The 20453-nt window shown below is 73.4% G+C and carries 13 protein-coding genes and 1 pseudogene; 1 reads left to right on the top strand and 13 read right to left on the bottom strand.

Annotated features, from left to right (window positions below; translation table 11 throughout):
- The 10 genes and pseudogenes from AC07C1_RS01365 to AC07C1_RS01320 form a co-directional block, all read right to left on the bottom strand.
- Nucleotides 1-1547, bottom strand: a pseudogene (locus AC07C1_RS01365) (hypothetical protein); the annotation flags it as partial.
- Between the two features lie 4 nt (nucleotides 1548-1551).
- Entirely contained in the window at nucleotides 1552-1710 is a 159-nt protein-coding gene (locus AC07C1_RS01360) for a DUF6760 family protein (RefSeq protein ID WP_478936125.1), read from the bottom strand.
- Nucleotides 1707-2198 (bottom strand): hypothetical protein, encoded by a 492-nt coding sequence (locus AC07C1_RS01355; RefSeq protein WP_478936124.1) that lies wholly within the window; start codon nucleotides 2196-2198, stop codon nucleotides 1707-1709. Before AC07C1_RS01355 ends, AC07C1_RS01360 begins: the two co-directional genes overlap by 4 nt.
- The gene (locus AC07C1_RS01350; protein WP_478936123.1) at nucleotides 2195-2635 is read right to left on the bottom strand and encodes a phage tail protein; all 441 of its coding nucleotides are present in this window, start codon (nucleotides 2633-2635) and stop codon (nucleotides 2195-2197) included. Before AC07C1_RS01350 ends, AC07C1_RS01355 begins: the two co-directional genes overlap by 4 nt.
- Nucleotides 2636-2671: 36 nt before the next feature.
- Nucleotides 2672-4228 (bottom strand): phage tail sheath family protein, encoded by a 1557-nt coding sequence (locus AC07C1_RS01345; RefSeq protein ID WP_478936122.1) that lies wholly within the window; start codon nucleotides 4226-4228, stop codon nucleotides 2672-2674.
- A gap of 363 nt (nucleotides 4229-4591) precedes the next feature.
- On the bottom strand, nucleotides 4592-5923 hold the full coding sequence (locus AC07C1_RS01340; protein ID WP_478936121.1) for an eCIS core domain-containing protein: 1332 nt from the start codon (nucleotides 5921-5923) through the stop codon (nucleotides 4592-4594).
- 179 nt (nucleotides 5924-6102) lie between these two features.
- On the bottom strand, nucleotides 6103-8217 hold the full coding sequence (locus AC07C1_RS01335; protein WP_478936119.1) for an ATP-binding protein: 2115 nt from the start codon (nucleotides 8215-8217) through the stop codon (nucleotides 6103-6105).
- Complete coding sequence (locus tag AC07C1_RS01330) at nucleotides 8214-8915, bottom strand: Pvc16 family protein (protein WP_478936117.1); 702 nt, start codon at nucleotides 8913-8915, stop codon at nucleotides 8214-8216. Before AC07C1_RS01330 ends, AC07C1_RS01335 begins: the two co-directional genes overlap by 4 nt.
- Nucleotides 8912-12082 carry a hypothetical protein gene (locus tag AC07C1_RS01325; protein ID WP_478936116.1) on the bottom strand — a complete coding sequence of 1057 codons (3171 nt, stop codon included), beginning with the start codon at nucleotides 12080-12082 and terminating at the stop codon, nucleotides 8912-8914. The genes AC07C1_RS01330 and AC07C1_RS01325 overlap by 4 nt, the downstream gene beginning before the upstream one ends.
- 146 nt (nucleotides 12083-12228) lie before the next feature.
- Nucleotides 12229-12909, bottom strand: coding sequence for a helix-turn-helix transcriptional regulator (locus AC07C1_RS01320; RefSeq protein WP_478936564.1), 681 nt, complete (start codon nucleotides 12907-12909; stop codon nucleotides 12229-12231).
- A gap of 267 nt (nucleotides 12910-13176) precedes the next feature.
- Here AC07C1_RS01320 and AC07C1_RS01315 point away from each other — a divergent pair, with 267 nt between their 5' ends.
- The gene (locus tag AC07C1_RS01315; RefSeq protein WP_478936115.1) at nucleotides 13177-14544 is read left to right on the top strand and encodes a COG1470 family protein; all 1368 of its coding nucleotides are present in this window, start codon (nucleotides 13177-13179) and stop codon (nucleotides 14542-14544) included.
- Nucleotides 14545-14843: 299 nt separating this feature from the next.
- Here the strand turns inward: AC07C1_RS01315 and AC07C1_RS01310 are convergent, their stop codons facing one another.
- The 3 genes from AC07C1_RS01310 to AC07C1_RS01300 form a co-directional block, all read right to left on the bottom strand.
- The gene (locus AC07C1_RS01310) at nucleotides 14844-17021 is read right to left on the bottom strand and encodes an FUSC family protein (protein ID WP_478936114.1); all 2178 of its coding nucleotides are present in this window, start codon (nucleotides 17019-17021) and stop codon (nucleotides 14844-14846) included.
- A gap of 448 nt (nucleotides 17022-17469) precedes the next feature.
- Nucleotides 17470-18645, bottom strand: a complete 1176-nt coding sequence (locus tag AC07C1_RS01305; protein ID WP_478936113.1) for a glutathione-independent formaldehyde dehydrogenase — start codon at nucleotides 18643-18645, stop codon at nucleotides 17470-17472.
- A 303-nt stretch (nucleotides 18646-18948) separates the two neighbouring features.
- A complete protein-coding gene (locus AC07C1_RS01300) occupies nucleotides 18949-20070 on the bottom strand; it encodes a hypothetical protein (protein ID WP_478936563.1) in 1122 nt (373 codons plus the stop codon).
- Between the last annotated feature and the right edge of the window lie 383 nt (nucleotides 20071-20453).

The raw sequence follows: 20453 nt of genomic DNA, 5'->3' as shown, positions 1-20453 counted from the left end.
CCGGGACCGGAGGCCGGACGCGGAGCCTCGGGGCTGCCGGGACCGGAGGCCGGACGCGGAGCCTCGGGGCTGCCGGGACCGGAGGCCGGACGCGGGGCCTCGGCCCGGACGCCGTGGGCCGATTCCTTCGCCCCGCTCGTACCGCCGACGCCGCCCGTTCCGCCGTCGTACGGTCCCGGGGTCTCGGCCTGGCGCCGCAGGATGGGCAACGAGGGACCGGGTGCGGCACCCGGCGCGGGGGCGCTTTGCGTCAACGGCGCGGCACTCGGCGGCAGTTCGCTCAGTGGGGCACCCAGTGGCGCCCGGCTCGGGGCGGTGCGCTGCGCAGGGGCGGTCGGGCCCACACCCGTACCGGCCGGCGCCGTCGTGGTGGGGGCGGGGCCGGATGCGTCGGCGGCCGTACGGTCACGGGGCGCCGGTGCGGTCGAGCGGCGCACCGCGGCGACACGGCGGACCGGTCCGGCCGGACGCCGGGCGCTGGTCATGCGCGGCCCCACCGGGCTGACCCGTACCGTCGGCCGGGACCCGTCGGGTCCGGCACCCCCAGGTGCCTTCGGCTGCCCGCCCCCACCGGCGGACTTCGGCCCGGCCGCCTCCGCGGCGGCGCGCTGGACGGCCGGGCCCGAAGAGGTACGGCCGCCGCCGGAGCCGGGCGAGTTCCCGGACGCCCGGCCGGGGTTCGGTCCGGTCGCGCCCGGTCGTGTCCGCGAGGCGGACGCACCTGGAGCCGGCCGGGGCGCCATCCCGTCGGCGGCCGCGGGCGGGACCACCGCCACGCGTCGTACCAGCGGAGTTTCGGGAACGGCCGGCCTGCGGCCGTTCCCGGTGGGAGCCACGACCGGATCCGTGCCCGGCCGCACGGCCCCTTGGGCGGCGGGCGGCGGCGGGGAGAGCACGGCCGGGGAGTCCGCGGACGGGAGAGCGCGGGACCGAGGAGTACCGCCCGAACCCCCGTGCGCCGCCGCCTCGTTGTCAGCGGAACCGCCGCGGGAAGGCCGTACGGCGGACGAGCCCGCGCCGGGCTTCCGCTCCCCCCGGCCGGTCCCACCCGAGGCCGGCGATGTCCGAGCGGCAGTCGCCGGCGTCTTCGGGGTCCCGGTGGAGGAGGCCACGTCGTCCGGCCCGTCCGCCCCCTCCGGCCGCAGCGCCCTCAGCAGCAGCGGACCGCCGATGGCCTGCGTCGGCCGCGGAGCCGCCGGGCGGGTGACACCGCGCACGAGGCCGGTCGGGGCCATGGGCAGCAGCGCGTGCCCGAGGCCGCTGTCGAAGGACGGGTTCTGCCAGGAGGCCAGCCCCGCACGGAAGGCGAGGCCGTCGCTGACACCGAGCGGGGCACGGGAAAGGGTGAGTTCCGGCGCGGCGGTGCGGCGCCAGCCGCCGTCCCAGTCGCGGGGCACGGAGGGAACCGGCGCGCCGGACGTGGCGGAAGCCGGGTAGCCGGACGCGCCGGCCGTCCCGGAGCGGCCCGGCGTTCTTGACGGACTCTCCCCCGGGACACCGAAGCGGTCCGCGGTGGCCCGGCGGCGCAGTCTGTCCCGCCATGCCATGTACTCAACCGCCTTCGTTCATACGGGTGTTGATACGAGCGATCTCGGCCACCCACTGCCGGCGTTCGTCGTGGGTGAGGTCGAGGATCTCGTCGCGCCGCCAGTGGAAGTGATAGGCGATGTACGCGATCTCCTCCCGGAGCCGGGGAAGGGCGTACGTCACGATTCCCCCAGGCGCCCACCCGAGAGGTCGACCTCGAAGCCGCCCTCGCAGTGCGGGCAGGTCACAGCGGCGCGGGTGTGACCCTCGCTGTTGACGCGGCGGTAGAAGTCCTGCAGGAAGGCGACGTCGGTGGCGTACATCCGCTCCACGACCCCGGCGTGCACATCGGTGATCGTGCCGATCCGGGTGATCACCTGGCTCAGCAGCACCACGCTCAGGTACGCCGGATTCTCCTTGACCCGCAGGTCGATCTGCGGACGCAGCTCGTCACGGGCGGTGGCCAGGCGCATCGCGCCGTACCGGTGCACCGTGCCCTCGTCGTCCACGTACCCGCGCGGCAGCTCGAACTCGAACTCGGTGCGCAGCCCCTGCTCCTCCCGGCGTGGCACGGCGGCCGGGGCGGCCGCCGCCGGCTCCGCCACCGGTGCGGGCGTCGTCGCCTGGAGGATCTCCTCCAGGTTGCCCGCCGTCACCGTACGGCGTCTCATTCGACCACGATCTCCTCGAACACGATCGTGACCGACTCCGTCGCCGGGGACGACTCACCCGCCCTCAGGGACGGGCCCTCCCACTTGGAGGCCCAGCCCTGCATCAGCTGGATACGGCGGACCGTGTTGCCCTCGGTGTCCTTGATCTCGATGGTGAGGTTCTGCCGGGCCGAGTTGACGGCACCCTTGTTCAGGGTCTCCTTGATCCATTTGGTGAACTCGCTGCTCTTGTCGAGCCCCCGGGTGATCGTGATCTCGCCGGCCTGCCGGGCGCCCGGCTGCTTGCGGATGATCTGCTTGCCGTCCGCGGAGACCTGCTTGACCTCGACCACCTCCTCCTCGACGGTCAGCCCGCTGATCTCCTGGATCGACTCGACCAGGTAGCCGCCCAGTTGCACGCCGAAGACGTGGGTGGAAAGCGCGTCGCCCGTTGCCATGACTGTCTGTCAACCTTTCCTTGCGGACCCCGCGGGTCACTCGTCGATGAGGCTGGTGCTGTCGGAGAACTGGGCCAGCCGGAACACCACGAACTCCGCGGGCTTGACCGGCGATACGCCGATCTCGCAGATGACGCGGCCCTGGTCGATGGACTCCTGCGGGTTGTTGTCGCGGTCGCACTTGACGTAGAACGCCTCCTCGGCCGTACGGCCGAACAGCGCGCCCCGGCGCCACTCCTCGGTGAGGAACGCGGTGACGTTGCGCCGGATACTGGACCACAGCCGGTCGTCGTTCGGCTCGAAGACCACCCACTGGGTGCCCAGCAGAATGGACTCCTCCAGGTAGTTGAAGAGGCGGCGCACGTTCAGGTAGCGCCAGGCCGGGTCGGAGGAGAGGGTGCGAGCGCCCCAGACGCGGATCCCGCGGCCGGGGAAGGCCCGTACGCAGTTGACGCCGATCGGGTTGAGCAGGTCCTGCTCGCCCTTGCTGAGCCGCGTCTCGAGGTCGACCGCGCCGCGGATCACCTCGTTGGCGGGCGCCTTGTGCACACCGCGCTCGGCGTCGCTGCGCGCCCAGACGCCGGCGATGTGACCACTCGGCGGGACGGTGGTGTTGCGTCCGGCGACCGGATCGAAGACCCGCGCCCACGGGTAGTACAGGGCGGCGTACCGCGAGTCGTAGCCGGCCTCGTCGTTGCGCCAGGTGCGCACCTGCTGGGCGGTGAGGCCGGGCGGGGTGTCCAGGACGGCGACGCGGTCGCCCATCTGCTCGCAGTGCGAGATCACCGCGAGCTGCACGGTGCGCACGCCCTCGGCGTCGATGTCGCCGCGCTGGTAGGCGCTCATCAGGTCCGGCACCGCGACCATGGTGATCTCGTCGATGGTCTCCAGGCCGGCGAACCCGGTGCGGGCGCCGGCGTCCCCGACGTACTCCCCCGGGTCGAGACGGGCCACCTGGCCGGAGGCGGTCGCGTCGGCCGCGGTCGGGGCGTCGGGCACCGCGACGGTCTGGGCGGCGGGCCTGGTCTGAGTGGCGCCCTGCTGCTCGGTGACCTCGATCAGCTTGGAGGCACGGGCCTGGCTGACCAGGTAACCCTTGACGTTCTTGCGGATGGAGGCCTCATACGTCTCCGCGACCTGGTCGCCCTGGCGCACCAGGAGCTTGAAGCGGTCCTCCGGCGGGTTCTCGCCGTCGGCGTCCGCGATCTCGACCGACACCCCGGTGACACCGGGCCTGGCCGCGACGAGGAATCCGGCGACGGCCACCGGCTGCGCCGCCTGGCTCACGCGCCGTGCGCCGTCCGCCGCCGGGGCGGAGGCGTCCTCGGCCCGGCCGCCGATCCGCACGATGTACGCGGCGCCGCCGCCGTTGGCGAAGTAGCCGTAGACGGCGTGGGGCAGATAGGCGCCCTCGGTGAACCCGCCGAACAGCTGGGTGTACTGGTCCCAGCCGGTGACCAGCGTCGGCGTGTGGAACGGGCCGTTCCCGGCGAACCCGACGAACGCGGCGACGGCGGTGCCGACCCCTTCGATCGGCCGGGCACCGGACTGCACCTCCTCCACGTACACGCCCGGGGTGAGGTACGTCGGCATGCTCGCTCCTTCGGGTCCTTACGGGTGGGTCAACTGTGTCCGGAGCAAGTCTGCGCGGGGCGTCCGCCAGGGCGACAGGGACCCGCGGACCTGGACGGGGGCAAGAGCACTGCCTTCCGTACCCCCACGGGCTGTCCGGGCGTCACCCGTCTTTGCCCTCCCGGTGCCCACGTGGGCCTCGACGAGCGGTCACCCCGCACCGTCCCGCTCCGGACCGCGGCAGGGGTGCGCCGCCGAGGAACACGGGCGCCGGCCTGTGCCGGCCTCGGATGAGGGCTGGGGGCGGTCCACCGCGTGGCGATGTGCGCCGCGGGACGGCACGGACGCGGTCGCCGGGACCCGGCGGCCCTCCCCCGCGCCCGGCTAACCGTCCAGGTTCCTCAGGTCCACCGTCCACGACCGGTCGCCCGCGGCCTGGGCGTCGATCTCCGCCGGAGCGTCCGGGTTCTCGGGGTCGAAAACCGAGGTCACTGTGTGCGTGACCACCGGGCTGGTCCAGGCGGGCAGGCCGGCGTTCCAGGTGCCCGTGTTCCTCGCCACCTTCCAGCGGAAGCTCACGCTGTAGGACTTCAGCCAGTATCCGGCGCTCATCTGCGCCGTCGTGCTGAAGCCGGGGTCGTCGTTGAAGGTGATGCTGTTCTGCTCGTCCGCGATGACCGCGTTGGTGTAGCGCGGCCTGTACGGGCCGTCCTGCACCCAGTCCCGTACGGACGGCTCCTCGCGGTAGCCGTCGTCGGTGGTGTACATCTGCACGTTCTGGTCGGTGACCTGCTGCCAGAAGTGGTAGTTGGTGGACACACGCTGGGGCGCGTTCGCCGGATTGTGCAGCACGGCGGCCTGCTGGAACCCGATGTCCTGGTCCGCGTCGAGCCGTTGGGTCGCCGGGCCCGTGTAGCGGGAGGTGAACGTCAGGGTCGGACGGTCGAGGTCGGGCGCCGGCTTCTGGCTGGCCCGTGTGTTCCGGCGCTGCGGCGGCGGGCTGTCGCCCTTCAGCTCGGCGGTGCTCCTGTCCCGCTTGGCGGGCATCCGCTGTACGGCGTCGGCGGACGCGGGAGCCGCGACGCTCTCCTCTCCGGCGGGCTCGCGCAACGGGGCGGGCGGTGTCGCGAGGGCGCGGGTCGCGTTCGCCTCCGCCTCCCGTTCGAACCGGTCCGACGGGTCGGAGATCCTCAGCCCGTCGCCGTGGTCGGTCCCGGCGACCGGACCCTTGCGCTGCTGGATGACATGGGTGAGCTCGTGGGCGAGGGTGTGACGGTCCGCCCCGCCCTCGCCGACGACCACATGACTGCCGGAGGTGTAGGCGCGGGCACCGATCTCGGCGGCGGATGCGCGGGCCGCCGCGCCGGTGTGCAGCCGTACGTCCGAGAAGTCCGCGCCGAGGCGGGCCTCCATCTCGGTCCGCACCGGCTCGTCCAGCGGGCGGCCGGCGGAGCGCAGGACGCCGTGCACCGATGAGCGCTGCACCGCGGGCTGGCCGCCCTGCCGGTCCGGGGCGGTCACGGAGCGGGCTGTGTGAGCGCGCCGCTCGTCCTCGACCATGCGGGCCACGGCCGCGTTGCCCACCGTGCGCTGCAGACCGACCAGGGCCGCGGGGTTCAGTGCCTCGGCACCGGAACGGAGCCCTGGTGCGCACGTGGGGGCGCTGCCGGTGGGCCTCCGCCGATCGGACTCCTCGGGCTTCTTGTGGGCGTGCACCGTTGCCGGCTCCTTCCGCTCGTGGTCAGCCTGCTCGAAGGCGGAGGGGGCCGCCCGCCGCCCGGTCAGCTCACGGTTCGACTCTAACGGGGGCATCCGGCGGGAACAGTGCCGCGCGAGGGCACGGACGCTGTCCGCAGAGGCGGAGTTCACTGCCCGTTCGGGGCGGCCCTGCCCCCTCAGACGCCGGTGGCCACCGCCAGATACGGGCCGAACTCGCTTCCCAGGACCAGCCGTCCGAGCTTGCGGTACTCCTGCGCGATCGCCGTCACCAGCTGCCGCATGGTGAGCGGGCTGCCGGACTCGGCCGCGAGGTAGGCCGCGGTCACCGCGCAGGCCCGGATGGAGCCTCCGGCGAGTTCGAAGCGGTCGGCGCAGAAGGCGAGGTCCAGATCGCCGGCGCGGGGCAGCCGCTCGCCCAGGCAGCGCTCCCACAGGGCGAGCCGCAGGCCGGCGTCGGGCACGGGGAAGTCGGCCACCACGTCCAGCCTCCGGGTGAACGCCTCGTCCAGGTTGGCCCGCAGGTTGGTGGTCAGCACCGCGATCCCGTCGAACGACTCCATGCGCTGCAGCAGGTACGCCGACTCGATGTTGGCGTGCCGGTCGTGCGCGTCCTTCACCTCCGAGCGCTTACCGAAGATCGCGTCGGCCTCGTCGAAGAGCAGCACGGCGTTGACCGCCGACGCCTCGGTGAAGATCCGCTCCAGGTTCTTCTCGGTCTCCCCTATGTACTTGTCGACCACCGTGGACAGGTCCACCACGTACAGGTCCATGCCCAGGTCGGCGGCGACCACCTCGGCGGACATCGTCTTGCCGGTGCCCGACTCGCCGGCGAACAGCGCGATCACGCCGCGTCCCCGGCCGCCGCCGGGCCGCATCCCCCACTGCCCGAGCACCTGCTCGCGGTGGCGGGCGCGCAGCGCGAGTTCGCGCAGCCGCCGGTGGGTGGCCGGCGGCAGCACCAGGTCGTCCCAGCCGACACCCGGCTCCACCCGCCGGGCGAGCCGGTCGAGCCCCGCGCCGTTCTGGGCCCGTACGGCGGTCCGCACGTCGTCGGGAAGGACCGGGCGCCCCGCGAGGGCGGCCGTGCGCACCGCCACGTCGGCGGCGCGGCGCAACTGCCCCGAATCCAGCCGGTGCGCGGCGACCGCCTCGGCCAACGCCTCGACGTCACCGGTCACGAGGCCGGCGTCGCGATCGTCACCGACGGCACCGGCAGCCCCTTCGAGGGCGTGCCGCCAGCGCGCGGCCTGCCGCTCGGGCGACGGCACCGGCACGGTCAGGGCGACGGGGGTGTCGGCCGCCCATTCCGGGGCCCAGCCGACGGCGCCGTGCGTGACCAGCGGAATCCCGCGCAGCGCCGCGCACAACGCGCCCAGGGCGCGGGCCCGTTCGGCGGGCTCGGCGGGGAGCGCCTCCAGGGGGCCGAGCACGACTCCGGCGCCGGTGAGGCGGGCTTCACGGGCGGCGATCCGGGCGAGTTCCGGTACGTCACCGGGGCGCCGGGCGAGCGCCGCCGCGTCCAGGACGAGCGGGCGTGGTCCGGCCGCGCCCAGGGCGGCGGTCGCCAGCCCCGCCGCGTCGCCGCCCCGGCTGCGCAGATGGACGAGGCCGACGCCGGTGCCTGCCGCGGCGGCCGTCCGGCGGACCTCCGCCGGGTCGGCGGCCGGGTCCTCGCGGGCCTCAGCGAGCACCCCGGCGAGCCGGGCGTCGGGCCGGGCGCTGCCCAGCAGGTACGCGGTGACCCGGTCGGGGACCGTCACCACCCTCGACAGCGGCGGGCGTTCGGGCTCGGTGATCTCCACCAGGCCGCCCACGGCCAGCGGCGCCCCGTGGGCGAGCCGGAAGCGGGCGGGGGCCGCCCCGGCCAGCCCGCACAACTCCAGGGCGAGCCCGACCGTGGGCCGGCGGCGTGTCAGGTCGTCGTTGAGGTAGCCGTAGAGCCGCTCGAACCGCGCGTCGAGGTCGGGTGCCACCGCGACCAGGAGCAGGTCCAGGTCCAACGGGGACAGGCCGAACCGCCGGGCGAGGACGTCGAGCACGGAACCGGCGGGCGGCTGCCACGGCTCGTGCGGGGGTACGTCGAGACCGCCCGGCTCGTCCAGGACTCGGGCGACCGCCTCGGGGCCGAGGTACTGCCCGCGGTACGGGTCGTCCGGATCGGGGTCGGCGGCACGGCGGGCGGCCACCGCGTGCCGCACCCGTTCCTCGACCAGCCGGAGCCGTTCCCACAGGCCGTTCACGTCCGTCTGCGCGGGTCCCGCCCCGGCGAGGGGCTCGGTGGTGTGTGTCACGGCCGGCGCTCTCCCCTGCGGCGGCGGGCGGGGGCGGGGCCCCGTTCACGCGGGCCGGCGAAGCCGTCCGGGCCCGGGTCGGTCACCTCCGTGTAGCGCAGCCGGCGGCCCGGCGTCTCCGCGCCCTCGCTCCGGGTGGCCGAGCGCACGACGAGGCCCTCGGTGACCGGCACGGCGGTCTCCCTGGTCAGGCCGGCGAGCGGGGCCCGTACCCGGACCTGGAGCGAGGCCTTCAGCTCGCCGCCGAGCGCCGACCACACGTCGGCGGCGGACGGGGCGTCCGCCCCGCGGCCGGTGGTGTCCAGTGCCACCGTCAGGCCGAGGTCGGCGAGCGAGCCCGTGAGCAGGCGGCCGGGCAGGGTTTCAGTGGCCACCAGGGTCGCGAGCACCTGGGAGAGCAGCCGGTGTTCGTCCTGCGGGCGGCTCGCCCATGCCGTGACCAGGTACGTCAGCTCGAACCAGCGCGGCGGGGTGCGCCGCGCCACCAGGTGGCCGTCCGCGTCGTACACCTCCCCCGCGCCGCTGCCGCGCCGGGTGGCGTCCTCCCGGATGTCGTAGAGGAACACGCAGACGGTGGGGGCGTTGCGGCGGGCGGCCCAGTCGCGGGTGGGGGCGTCGAAGACCACCTCGACGCCCGACGCCTCCAGGCCTGACTCGTCGAGCAGCCGGCGCAGTCCCTCGTCGACCTCGTGGATCACCGGCGGGTCACCTCGTCCGGGGGCTGGATGCTGCCGCTGACCACCAGGAAGCGGGTCGTCACCGGCGAGAAGCCACGGCCCCTGGCGGTGATGACGCGCGGCCCGGTCTGGTCCTTGCCGAGGATGAGCAACTGGCCGGTGAAGGTGCCGTCGGGGCCGGGGACGGTCGGCGCCGCCGCCGCGGTGATCCCCGGCTTCCAGGTGAACCGCACCGGCGCTCCCGGCGGGAAGTCCTTGCCGCGCACGGAGGTGACGAAGCCGGGCTTGCCGATCTTCGGCACCGCGACGATGCGCGGTTGGAGGACGCGCAGCCGCTGCCGGGCGGTGTTGTCGCTCCTGTCGGCGTCGGTGCCGGTGGTGGTGAGTTTGCCGGTGACCCGGCCGGTCATCGCCTTGTCGGGGCTGAGGACGACACGGACGACCGTGCTCGCGCCCGGCCTGAGGTCGGGCAGCGCGCACACCCAGGACGTGTCGCAGCCCTCCGGCGGCCCGTTGTCGGGGATGCCCTCGGGCAGGCCGATGTGCAGCCGCAGCCCGGTCGCGAGCGCGTTGCGGCCGTTGCGCACGGTGTAGGTCACCACGACGCGCCCGCCGACATAGCCCGGGTCGGGCTGGGCGGTGACCTTCACCCCCGGTCCGGCCTCGGGCGCGGGCGGCTCGGGGGGCACGGTCGGCGTCGGGGCCGGCCTCGGCGTCGGGGTCGGCCTCGGGGTCGGCGACGGCGTGGGGACCGGTGTCGGCGGGGGCGTGGCCTCGCGTACCGGGATCACGGTCCGCCCGGCGTTGTCGCTGGGCTCCGGATCGAGGACCGTGCCGGTGACCGACCAGCCGACCGGCTGGTCGCCCGCGGTGAGGCCGGTGAGGGTGACGCTCACCATGACGGTGGCGCCGGGCCGCACCGCGCCGACCTGGCACTGCAGGGAGCCGGCGTCGCACGTGCCACCGGGCCGGGTGACCTTGGTGACCTGGACGCCGGCCGGCGGGGCGATGGTCAGGGTGGTGCCCGGGGATGCGGCGGGCCCGTTGTTCACCAGGCCCACGTCGACCGTGGTGGACCTGCCGACGGTGACCTTCTGCGTCGTGCCGGGAGCGTGCACCGCGAGGTTCACCGACTGCTGGACGCTGGGCTCCTTCTGCCGGCCCGGGAGCTCGGTCGTGAGATGAGTGAGCTTGCCGGAGGCGATGTCCAGGAGCTTCAGTTTCTCCGCGGTGCCGACCGCACGGCTGGGACGGGCGCTGATCACCAGGCCCTTGCCGTCGGCCGTCCAGGCGGCGTCCCGCGGCTGGAACGGGCCGGTGGCCTCGGGCAGTTCCCGCAGGCAGGCGTCAGGCAGGCCGCGGGCGGCGGCGGGCATCAGCACCCGGCAGTCGGCGCCCGACAGGGACGTCAGGACGATGCCGTCGCGTTCGTCGATCCGGCCGCCTCCGTTCTTGCGGTTGAAGGCGATGGTGAGCCCGTCCGGTGAGAACGCAGGGCTGTCGTCGATGACCTCGCAGTCGCGGGGGCAGATCGCGGCGCTCAGGTCGCGCTGCTGATCGAGGTGGGCCACCGGCACGGTCCAGATGTGCTTGTCGCCGCCGTTGCCGTCGATCACCTCGTTGCGGGTGAACGCGAGGGTCGTGCCGTCGGAGGACCAGGTGGGCTGGGCATCGCCGCCCGTCGGTTCCCCGGCGGGCGGGGTGATCCGCCCGGTGATCGCGCCGGTTGCCACGTCCGCTACGAGGATGCGGCTGGGTCCGCCGACCCTGCCCGGCGAAGTCCGGGTGAAGGCGAGGTACTTGCCGTCCGGGGAGAACGCCGGGTCGGTGTCCCAGTCGGTCGCGACGCGTCCAGCGAGCGGCAGGGGAGCCGCGTCGGAGCCGTCGGCGTCCGTCATCCAGATCCGTTCGATCCGGCCACCGGGACCGTCCTCGAAGCGGGTCACCACGATCCGGCTGCCGTCGGGGGTGTAGGACTGCCGCTCGGTCCAGGGGTCGTACCCGGACGCGGGCTGGAACAGCGGGTCCTTGGCGGGGTCGGTGTTCGTGTCGGCCGCCGGGTCCTCCTTCAGGATGGTCAGCCCGAGGTCGCGCGGGTCGGAGCCGTCCGACCGGACGTCCTGCAGCGTCACCGTGTGCGGCCCGGACGCCGAATCGCGCTCGACCACCGCACCGCCGCCCTCGAACGGGCCGAGCCAGGTGACCGAGGAGACCTCCCGGTCCTCGCTGAGCACAACCGAGGGAGTGTCGGCGGAGTGCGCGGGCACCCGGAACACATGGTCCCAGTCCCCCTCGCAGGAGCACGTCCGGTCGGGGCTGAGGAACAGCACCCCGTCCCCGTCGGGCAACCAGGCTGCCCCGTGCGTACGCCAGCCGGCCTGCGCGCCCGCCAGCAGCGGCCCGTCGGTGGTCCCGTCCGTCACCCGCAGTCGGGGACCGGACTGCTCGGGCGCGGTACCGGTGTACGCGATCAGTTTGCTGTGCGCGGAGTCGTTCACCGGGTTCCACACCGGGTCGGTGGCCGTGCCGTTCGCGGGGTCGGTGACCCGGGTGACGGTTCCGCCGGCCAGGGACCGTACGTAGATCTGCTCGCCGACCTGCCCGTCGCCGTCGCTCGCGTACGCCAGCCGCCGCCCGTCGGGGGAGACCGTCGGGCACTCCTCGTCGGCGGGGGTGTCGGTGAGCCGGGTCAGGCCGGTGCCGTCGGTGCGCACCAGCCACAGGTCGCGCTGCGTCCCGCCGCCCGGGCCGCCCGGCCCGGCCGCGTCGAACACCACGGACCCCCCGTCCGGTGTCAGCCGGGGGTGAGCCGCGTCCATGCCGTGGGTCAGCCGCCGTACGGAACCGTCGGCGGAGCGCAGGTAGATCTGCGGTTTCCGCTCGTCGCGCAGGCCTGCGAAGACCAGCCGGTCGCCGAGCGCGGACGGCTGGACGTCGTAGTGGGCCGGCCCCGCGCCGGACAGCGGGGGGCTGGAGGTACTGGTGGCGACCCGGCCGAGACTGCGGTGCCGGGTGCCGGCGTAGGCGATCCGGGTGGTGTCCGCGGTGCCGGCCGCCGCGGCCCGTGGCGCGGACCCGGCGCTGCCCTGCCCGGCGGCCGCCGTCACTCCGAGCAGAGGGATCAGCAGCAGCAACGACATGCCGAATCTGCCCGGGCGGTACCGCCCGCCGGGGCCAGCGGTTGCCATGGGGTCCCCCTCGCGGTCTGGTTGCGGCACGTGGACGTGCCCCTGCCACCCTGCGCCGGCCGGGCACCCGGCGGCAGGGCGGCAGGGCCGTAACCGGGGGCAACCCGCGGGGTGCTTTCGGGCAGCGCCGGCGCACCCGTCAGCCGTCAGATGAGCCCGTTGCGCAGCGCGTAGCCCACCGCGTGGGCGCGGTTGCGCAGTTGGAGGCGGGTGATGATCTCGTGCAGGACGTTCTTCACGGTCCGTTCGGAGTACGCGGTCTTGCGCGCTATCTCCGCGGTGTCCAGGCCCTCCGACACCAGGCGCAGCATGTCCGCCTCCCGCGTGGTCAGCGTGGACAGGGACAGCCCCCGCGGATCGGGCGCCGAGCGCTGCAGGCTGCCGACGTGGCTGAGCAGTTTGCCGAGCAGGTCTCCGGGGAGCACGCCTTCGCCGTTGGCCGTCGCCAGGACCAGGTGGACGAGCCGGTCCTGGTCCGCCTCGGCCCGCCGCAGCACCGCCGGGACGCCGCACTCGATGACGCGCTGCAGCGAGCCCGAGCCGAGGGTGCCGACCACCAGGCCGACGCGGGTGGCGGAGTTGAGCCGCAGCCGGCTCAGCAGGTCGGCCACGTGGTCGTCGACGGTGTCCACGACCACCAGCGTCACCTGGGCCGCCTCGACGTCGGCGTCGGCGACCAGGTCGACCTCGGGGCGCTGGCGTAACTGCTGGACGACGCCGACGCGCAGCACCGGATCGGCGGCGTGGACGGCCACGGTCACCCGCTCCGGCGGCGCCGTGCGGGTGGCCTGGTGCCCGGAGCCGGTGATGACGGGTTCGTGGGGCATGGTGGCGGACATGGCAGGGCTGCTCTCCTCTGCGCGGGACACGGGGGCGGTCACCGGTTCGGGGGTTCGGGGGTTCGGGGGTTGGGGGGTTCGGGGAGGATCGCCGGGCCGGACGAACACCGGTAGGCGGCGCGCGGGAGCCCTTGAGTGACATTAACGACCCAGCGTTACGGGCGAGTTGACGACGCCTTCACGGGCACCACGGCTGCCCGGATATTGCCCTCGCGTTCCTCGGCACGCACCGGCGGACGTCTCTAGCGTGGGGGCGTGACGCCTTCTGCAGCCTCTTCCGGTCCCGGTGCGCCCGGAATCGACATCCCGGTCGTGACGGTGGCCCCGGGCGGCGCGGCCACGACCAGTCTCACCGTCCGCAACGACAGCGACATCGTCGAGGCCTACAGCCTGGAGGTCGTCGGGGACTGCGCCTCCTGGTCCACCGTGGAGCCCGCGCGGGTCTCGCTCTACCCCGGCACGTCCGAGACGGTGACCATCCGGCTGGAGCCGCCGCGCTCCCCGGAGATCCGGGCCGGCGAGATGCCCCTCGCGGTGCGGGTCCTGCCGACCGAGCACCCTGACGCGGTCCGGGTCCCCGAGACAACCGTGCACGTCGAGGAGTTCCACGAGCTGCGCACCGAGCTGGTTCCACGCCGGCGGCGCGGCTGGCTGCGCGGACGCTACCGGCTGGCGGTGCGCAACGAGGGCAACACCCCGGTACAGGTGGGCTTCAGCGCCGGCCAGGCGGGCGAGGAGCTGGCGTTCGCGTTCAGCCCGGACGGACCGGGGCTGGAGCCCGGCGAGTCGGCCGAGGTCGGGCTGCGGGTCCGTACGGGCAAGCCCGTGTGGTTCGGCGCCCCGGTGGTGTGGCCGTTCACCGTGGACTCCGCCGAGACCGGTGACCGGGACGCGGACCGGCCGGACGGGTCCGTCCACCGCCCTGCGCTGGACGCGGAGTTCGTCCAGATCCCCATCTTCCCGAAGTGGCTGCTCGCCGTGCTCGCGGCGCTGCTCGCGCTGTTGCTCGCCTGGTTCACGCTGGTCCGCCCCGCGGTGCGCAGCGCCGCGAAGGACGCGGCCACCGAGGCGGTCCAGCCACGCCCCGCACCCACCGGAGTCCAGGACAGCGATGGGCGGACGCCCGGCAGCACGGGCCCCGGCACCGCCGCGGGTGCCTCGCCCGGTGCCCAGGGGTCGGGGCAGGGCAAGGGGCAGGGCAAGGGGCAGGGCTCGGGAGCGGGCGGTGACGGCACCACGGCCGGTGGTGCCGCGGTCGGTGGCGGCCAGCAGAGTTCGGCGACCATCGACCTGAAGACCTCCGGCGGGGAGACCAGGACCGGTACGTACAAGGTGCCCGAGAAGAGCGTGTTCGGCGTGACGGACATCGTCGTCGCCAACTTCCAGGGTGATGAAGGGGTGATGACGATCACCTTCGGTGACCGCAAGATCACCACCATCGCCCTGGAGACCTTCCGCAACCAGGACTACCACTGGGTCACCCCCATCAGGATCCCCGCGAACGACACCGTGACCATCGAAGTGACCTGCGCGAAGCCGGGCACTCCGGCCACCGGCCGCCGGGCGCAGGAATGTCACGAGGTCCTAAACGTGAGCGGGGTGCTCAGCCGTACCGATCAGTGAATCGGACCTCAAACTTCCGGATCATTCTTGATCGGTGCTGACCACATCTGTAAAGGGTGGCACTTGGTTCTGTCTGGAAATCGATACCCGGGTCCGCAAGACGGCGGAACGGACGCGGGTGCGGCACCTAAGGGACCAAGAGTTTCGGGTGGCCGGTGTCAACCTCGGGCGGCTCCCATGCACCTGGGCCGCGGCCGGAGCCCCACCGGTCGCGGGCCTGGTGCTCGAACCTCGCCCGGTGGTCCACGGGCCGGCTCAGGGAGAACGGTCCCTGGGTGATCACGCCGACGTCGACGCCGTCACCCACCCCGGTGCGCGGGGCCTGGTCCGTCACCTTCCGCCGCCACGGCCGCCCGCACCCGGTGCTCCTCGCGAGCAGAGCCCACGTCGCGTTCCAGGGGGGTGCGGCTCACGGCCGTCGCGAGGTCCTCCAAGGCCCGCTTCTGCAGTTCCGCCCCGCGCCGCACCACCGGGCTCCGGTCCCCGGCGGCGGTGTCCTGCCACGCGTGGAGCGCCTCATCCACGCGCCCCCAGTCCGGATTCCTGTGCTCGCGCACGTCCGCTGCCGCCTGCGCGGTGTCCGCCTCCAGGGCCTCGGCGAACCGCTCCGCCTCGGGGACGAAACGGCTGTCGGCCCGCGGGACGTGGCTCTCCATGAGCATCGCCGCCCGGCCGAACCCGTTGAGCGCCTCCTGCGCCTCCTCCGCCTCGCGCGACGTCAGTCCCCTGGGGCGGACCGGTTCCTGCCTCGCCCGGTCGTACGCCTCCTGCCAGGCGGCACGTGCCTCCCTGCTCGCCAGCAGTGCCCTGCGCATGTCGGCGTGATGCTTCGGGGTCGGTTCGGCGTAGTTGCGGAGCACCGCGGCCGCGTAACGGCCGTTGGCGGCGAGCCAGTCCGCAAGCCGGCCCGGCAGCCGGGGCGTCTCCCATGCGGGGAACACCACGTACGCCAGCATTGCCAGGGCCCCGCCGAGCAGGGTGAGCACCACCCGCTCCGGGACCGTCTGCTCCCATGCCTGGCCCCCCATGCCGAGCAGGAAGACGACGTACGCGGCAGTGAAGCATTGGGAGTAGGCGTAGCCGGTACGGACCAGCGTGTACGACAGGCCCGCCGAGACCACCGCCAGCGCGCCGAACACATGGGTGTCCGGACCCAGGGCCCGCACCATCCCGGTGGCGAGCGCGACCCCCGCCAGGGTCCCGGCGAGACGGGCCACCGCACGCGCGTACGTCCGGTGGAAGTCCGGCCGCATCACCATCACCGAGGCGATGGGCGCCCAGTAGCCGTGGCCCAGGGGCAGCCGGGCCGCGATCAGATAGCCGAGCGTGGCCACCGCCGCCAGGCGTACGGCGTGCCGGAACACGGGCGAGTCCCCGCGGAGTTCACGGCGGACCGCCCGGACGACGACCGGGAGCAGCCGGAACATGGTCGGGCGCTCCAGGAACTGGGCGCCGGCCGGGCCCGGCGGCGTGGGCGTCCTCCCGCGCGCGCCGCCGCTCCCGGCGATCTCCAACGCCTCGCCGAGCAGTTCCACGAGCCGCTCGGCGGCCTGCCGCGCGGGGCCCTCCAGCACCTCGTGATCCGCGTCGACGCGCAGAACGTCCGTGCTGCCGGGCGGCACCTCGGTGGGAATGCCGCGGCGGATCGAACGGGCAGCCGCATCCAGGACGTCGGCGGCCGCGTCGAGCAACTCCCGCGCGCGGTCCCGCCCGGGTCCCTCCGCCGGGGCGCCGACGTCCGGGTCGGCGAGCGCGGCGACGACCGGCCGAATGCGCTCGGCGAGTCCCCGGGGGCCGTGGAGGACGGGGGGACGGGTGCGGGCCTGTGACGGCGTCACGGCGGCCGCGTCCCGGGCCGTCATCAACGGCTCCGGGTCGAACGGGGCGGTCGGGTCGTGCCGCAGTCGGCGGGCATAGTCCGCCACGGCGGCCAGGGCGTCGGCGAGCGCGTCACGATGCGCCCCCCAACGGCGGATCGGGAACAGCAGGATCAGCACGGCCTGCGCCACGCCTCCGAGCGCGATGACCCCGGCGTGCTCCAGGGCTCGCCCGACGCTGGTGGGCAGGGTGATGGTCACCAGCATGCTGCCGACGGTCGTCGCCGCGACGATCCCGGCGGTCGATCCGACGGCCCACGCCATCCCCGCGGCAAAGGCCCATACGGCCAGCAGGGGGAGGAACGTCACCAGTCGCCCCGCCGCCAAGTAGCCCGCGAAGGTGCTGAGCGCCAGGCCCGCGCCCGCGCCGAGCGCGATCACCTTGCGTGGACGCCAGGTGCGCTGGAAGGTGGCCCCACCCGCGGAGTAGGCACCGAGGGCGGCGGACGCGGCATACGCAGGGGAGGCCAGCCACAGCACCGGCCCGATGACGATCGCCACCCCCACTGCGGTACGCAGCGCGAGCAGGGGCTCCAGCCGCGTCTCCTCGATCGTGAGCCCGGATCGCAGGACCTCTCCGAAGGCCCGCAGCCACGTCACGGATGTGGGCCTAGCCGGAAGGGCCCTGCCGGGTCGCCCCGGCCGCGCCGCCGCCTCCTGACGGCGCCACACTCGGAGGGCGCGCGCCCCCGGCCGACCTACACCCACAAACCGTCACCCTCGCGTACATCGGGGAGCCCGCACGGCCACCGCCGGGCCTCACCAGCCCGAATACGGCGGTTCGGGACCAGGCTTGCGGCCGCAGCAGCTGGGACGGGGTGCTGCCACTGCGGACACCGCCGCTCGAACGGCCCGCAGCAGCCGACGAGCCGACCGGCCACCGGATGACCAACCTGCCCTCCATCACGCCGATCGCCTACCTGGTGCGGTGGGCGGAGAGGCGCCGGCGGATCGACCGCGACTACCGGGGAGCTCAAGCACGGCGCGGGCCGCATCCCGGACGCCGCTATCGACCATGGCGGAAGTCCGGGGAGGCGTCCGCCGCACGTCACCGCTTGTGGCCGTTGCCGTGTCCGTCGGGATGCAGGACCACCTTGGTCCAGCCCTCGTCACGGGCGTCGAAGTGCTCGTAGGCGGTGGGGGCCTCGTCCAGGCTGAGTTCGTGGGAGACGACGAAGCTCGGCTTTGCCTTCCCGCCGGCGATCAGGTCCCGCAGCGCCCGGTTGTACTTCTTCACCGGCGCCTGCCCGGTGCCCATGTGCTGGCCCTTGAACCACATCATGCCGAAGTCGATCGGGACCCTGCCGTGCGCCTCCAGCTCCCCCTGGGCCTCCGCGCCGCCGGGGTCCTCGGGCAGGAACACGCCCACCACGCCGATGTCGCCCGTGAACCTGACCGAGTCGATCAGTCCGTTGAGCGTGAGGCTGGCGTCCTCGTGTCCCTCGGGGTCGTGTGCCTGGTAGCCGACACACTCACAGCCGTTGTCGGCGCCCAGACCGAGGGTGGCCTCCTTGACGACCTCCGCCGGCTTCTGCTCGGCGGTGTTGATCGCGATGGCACCGATCTCCTCCGCCTTGCGCAGCCGGTCGGACTGGTGGTCGGCCACCCAGACCCGGCCGGCGCCCTTGAGGAGGGCGGAGTAGGCCGCCATCAGCCCGACGGGACCGGCCCCGAGGACGATCGTCTGGTCGCCCGGTTTGACGTGGGCCATCTCGGTGGCGTGATAGCCGGTGGGGAAGATGTCGGCGAGCATCACGTAGTCGGTCTGCCGGTCGGCGGCGTCCTCACCCAGACGCAGCGCGTTGAAGTCGCCGTAGGGCACGCGCAGCAGTTCCGCCTGGCCGCCCTGGTAGGGGCCCATGTCGGCGAACCCGTAGGCGGCTCCGGCGAGGGCCGGTTCCGGCTGCATGGTCAGGCAGTAGTTGGTCAGACCCCGCTCGCACTGCTTGCAGAAGCCGCACGCGATGTTGAAGGGCAGGACCACATACTCGCCGACCTGGACCTTGCGGACGGCCGAACCGACCTCCACGACCTGGCCCATGTTCTCGTGTCCCAGGGTGCGGCCGGACTCGAACGAGGTGCGGCCCTCGTACATGTGCAGGTCCGAACCGCAGATTTTAGTGGTGGTGATCTTGACGATGATGTCGCAGGGGTGTTCGATCTTCGCGTCCGGTACGTCCTTCACCGTGACCGTTCGCGGGCCTTCATATACCGCTGCTTTCATGATCACTTCCTTCCGTGTCGCGGCATAACCGCGGCACGGCGGTGATGGAGACGGCGCAAAGAGCCCGACTCCCGTGAGTTGGTGCGACGGGGTCCACGGCTCCGGCACGCCTCTGCGGGCCGTCCACCCGATTCAGGTGGAACCGTGCCGCCGTCGGCCCGCCAGGCGGGCTTCGGCGCTCCGGCGGCGTGCCGTCCGGGTCCCCGTCGGCCCCCGACGCGAAACGACCACACACCGATCGATCAGGGGAATCTTCGTACCTGGACGACCACCAACCGACGAATCTCCGACTCAGGTCACCGGCTAGTCACCGTCGTCGTCTTGGAGCATGTGGCGACGTTCCTGTTCACGCTTGGAGTAAGCGGCTGCCCGGATCGCCTCGTCGCTCTCCAAGCCCGATCCCAGCGCGCCGCCCACCGTGGCGACCGAAGCGACGAACCAGGCCAACGTCCAGTACTCCGTGCCGTGCAGCGGGGTTCGTGTCATGGAGGCGAACACCCGGTCGTTGAGGATGAACAGCGCCCACACCAAGCTGATGACCATCAGACCCACGTAGCAGACGAGCACCCCGATACCCACGGTCATGACCGTCGAGGCGTTGTAGAGGCTCGTCCTCTTACTCTCCTCCGGCGAGGCGTCTGTTGATCGATGCCACAGGTTCGCGTCCACGATCAGCCAGCCGATCATGAGCCCGACGGACCCGACCATGGCGATCACGAGGCGCGGCGTGCTCAGGGCCTCGGACAGGCTCCAGATGGTGGAGTTCACGGTGGCGACGGCTCCCGTGGCGAGTGCGGCCGCCAGGGCTTTCGACAGACCCGGCACCAACCGCCACGGCCGGTTGGCGCGGACCATACCGGCGAGCACCCTCAGGTAACCGCGCGGCCCGCTGACGACGTACCGAAGATCAGCGGTCTCCTCCTCACCGACCGGGCCCGGATGGATGGGCGCGAGACGACCGACGAAAGGGCCCAGCAGCGGCTGACTTCGCGGAGCTTCGCCAGTGCCGGTGGCCCGCGGCGCCGCCAAGCTGAGCACGGCTTCTTCCACGGCCCGCAGGGCCCTTGTCTGCAGCCGCAGGCCCCCCAGCGGAGGAAGGGACAGCAGCGCCAAGCCGTGTTCGTGACTCAGATCCACAACGAGCTTGCGCCCGTGTGAGTGCAGCGGAAGGTCGGTGAGGGCCACGACGATGTCCCAGTTCTCCGCACTTGCGCGGTCCATCATCCGTCGCATCAAGGTGGGCGGGTCCTCCGTCCCTGACGTGAAGGGCTCACTGACCACCTCGACGTCGAACCGTCGCCCCTGACCCGACTTCTCGGCGAGCCGGTCAGGAAGTGTCCGGGCCATGCGCTGCGCGATCTCCGTCGGCGCGTCCGGATCCGCCAGGAGAGCCACGACCGTAACGCCCTGCGACGACACCGGCATGACTGGACCCTTCCCGTCGGCTGCCCCCGCGATCGCAAGTGCCCACAGGATGGCCCCCGAGGTAGCGTCGGCGCCACGTGACACGCTGGCCCCCGCCGGCAGGTGCAGGCGGTACGGCCAGATCTCCTCGTCCTCCCGGTACAGGGCCTGCTCCCACCACCGGGTCACAGCCACGTGCGCCACCGCGAACACCCGCTGCGCCACCCCGGCCCGCACCGCACCGCACCGCACGCAGCGCCACCGGCCACCTCGCTTCGGTGTCCAGCCCGGGAGCAACGGCTCGACGTCGGGCACCAGCCCGGGTACTACCTCTCCCCCGCCCGGTCCATCCCGTCCAGGGGAACCGTCGGCGGTGTGCTGGGCGCCCGCTGGGAGGACGACCG

The sequence above is a fragment of the Streptomyces sp. NPDC045022 genome, from assembly GCF_056432605.1.
Note: the sequence above shows the minus strand (reverse complement) of the source record. Positions and strands in the feature narration are given on the sequence as shown.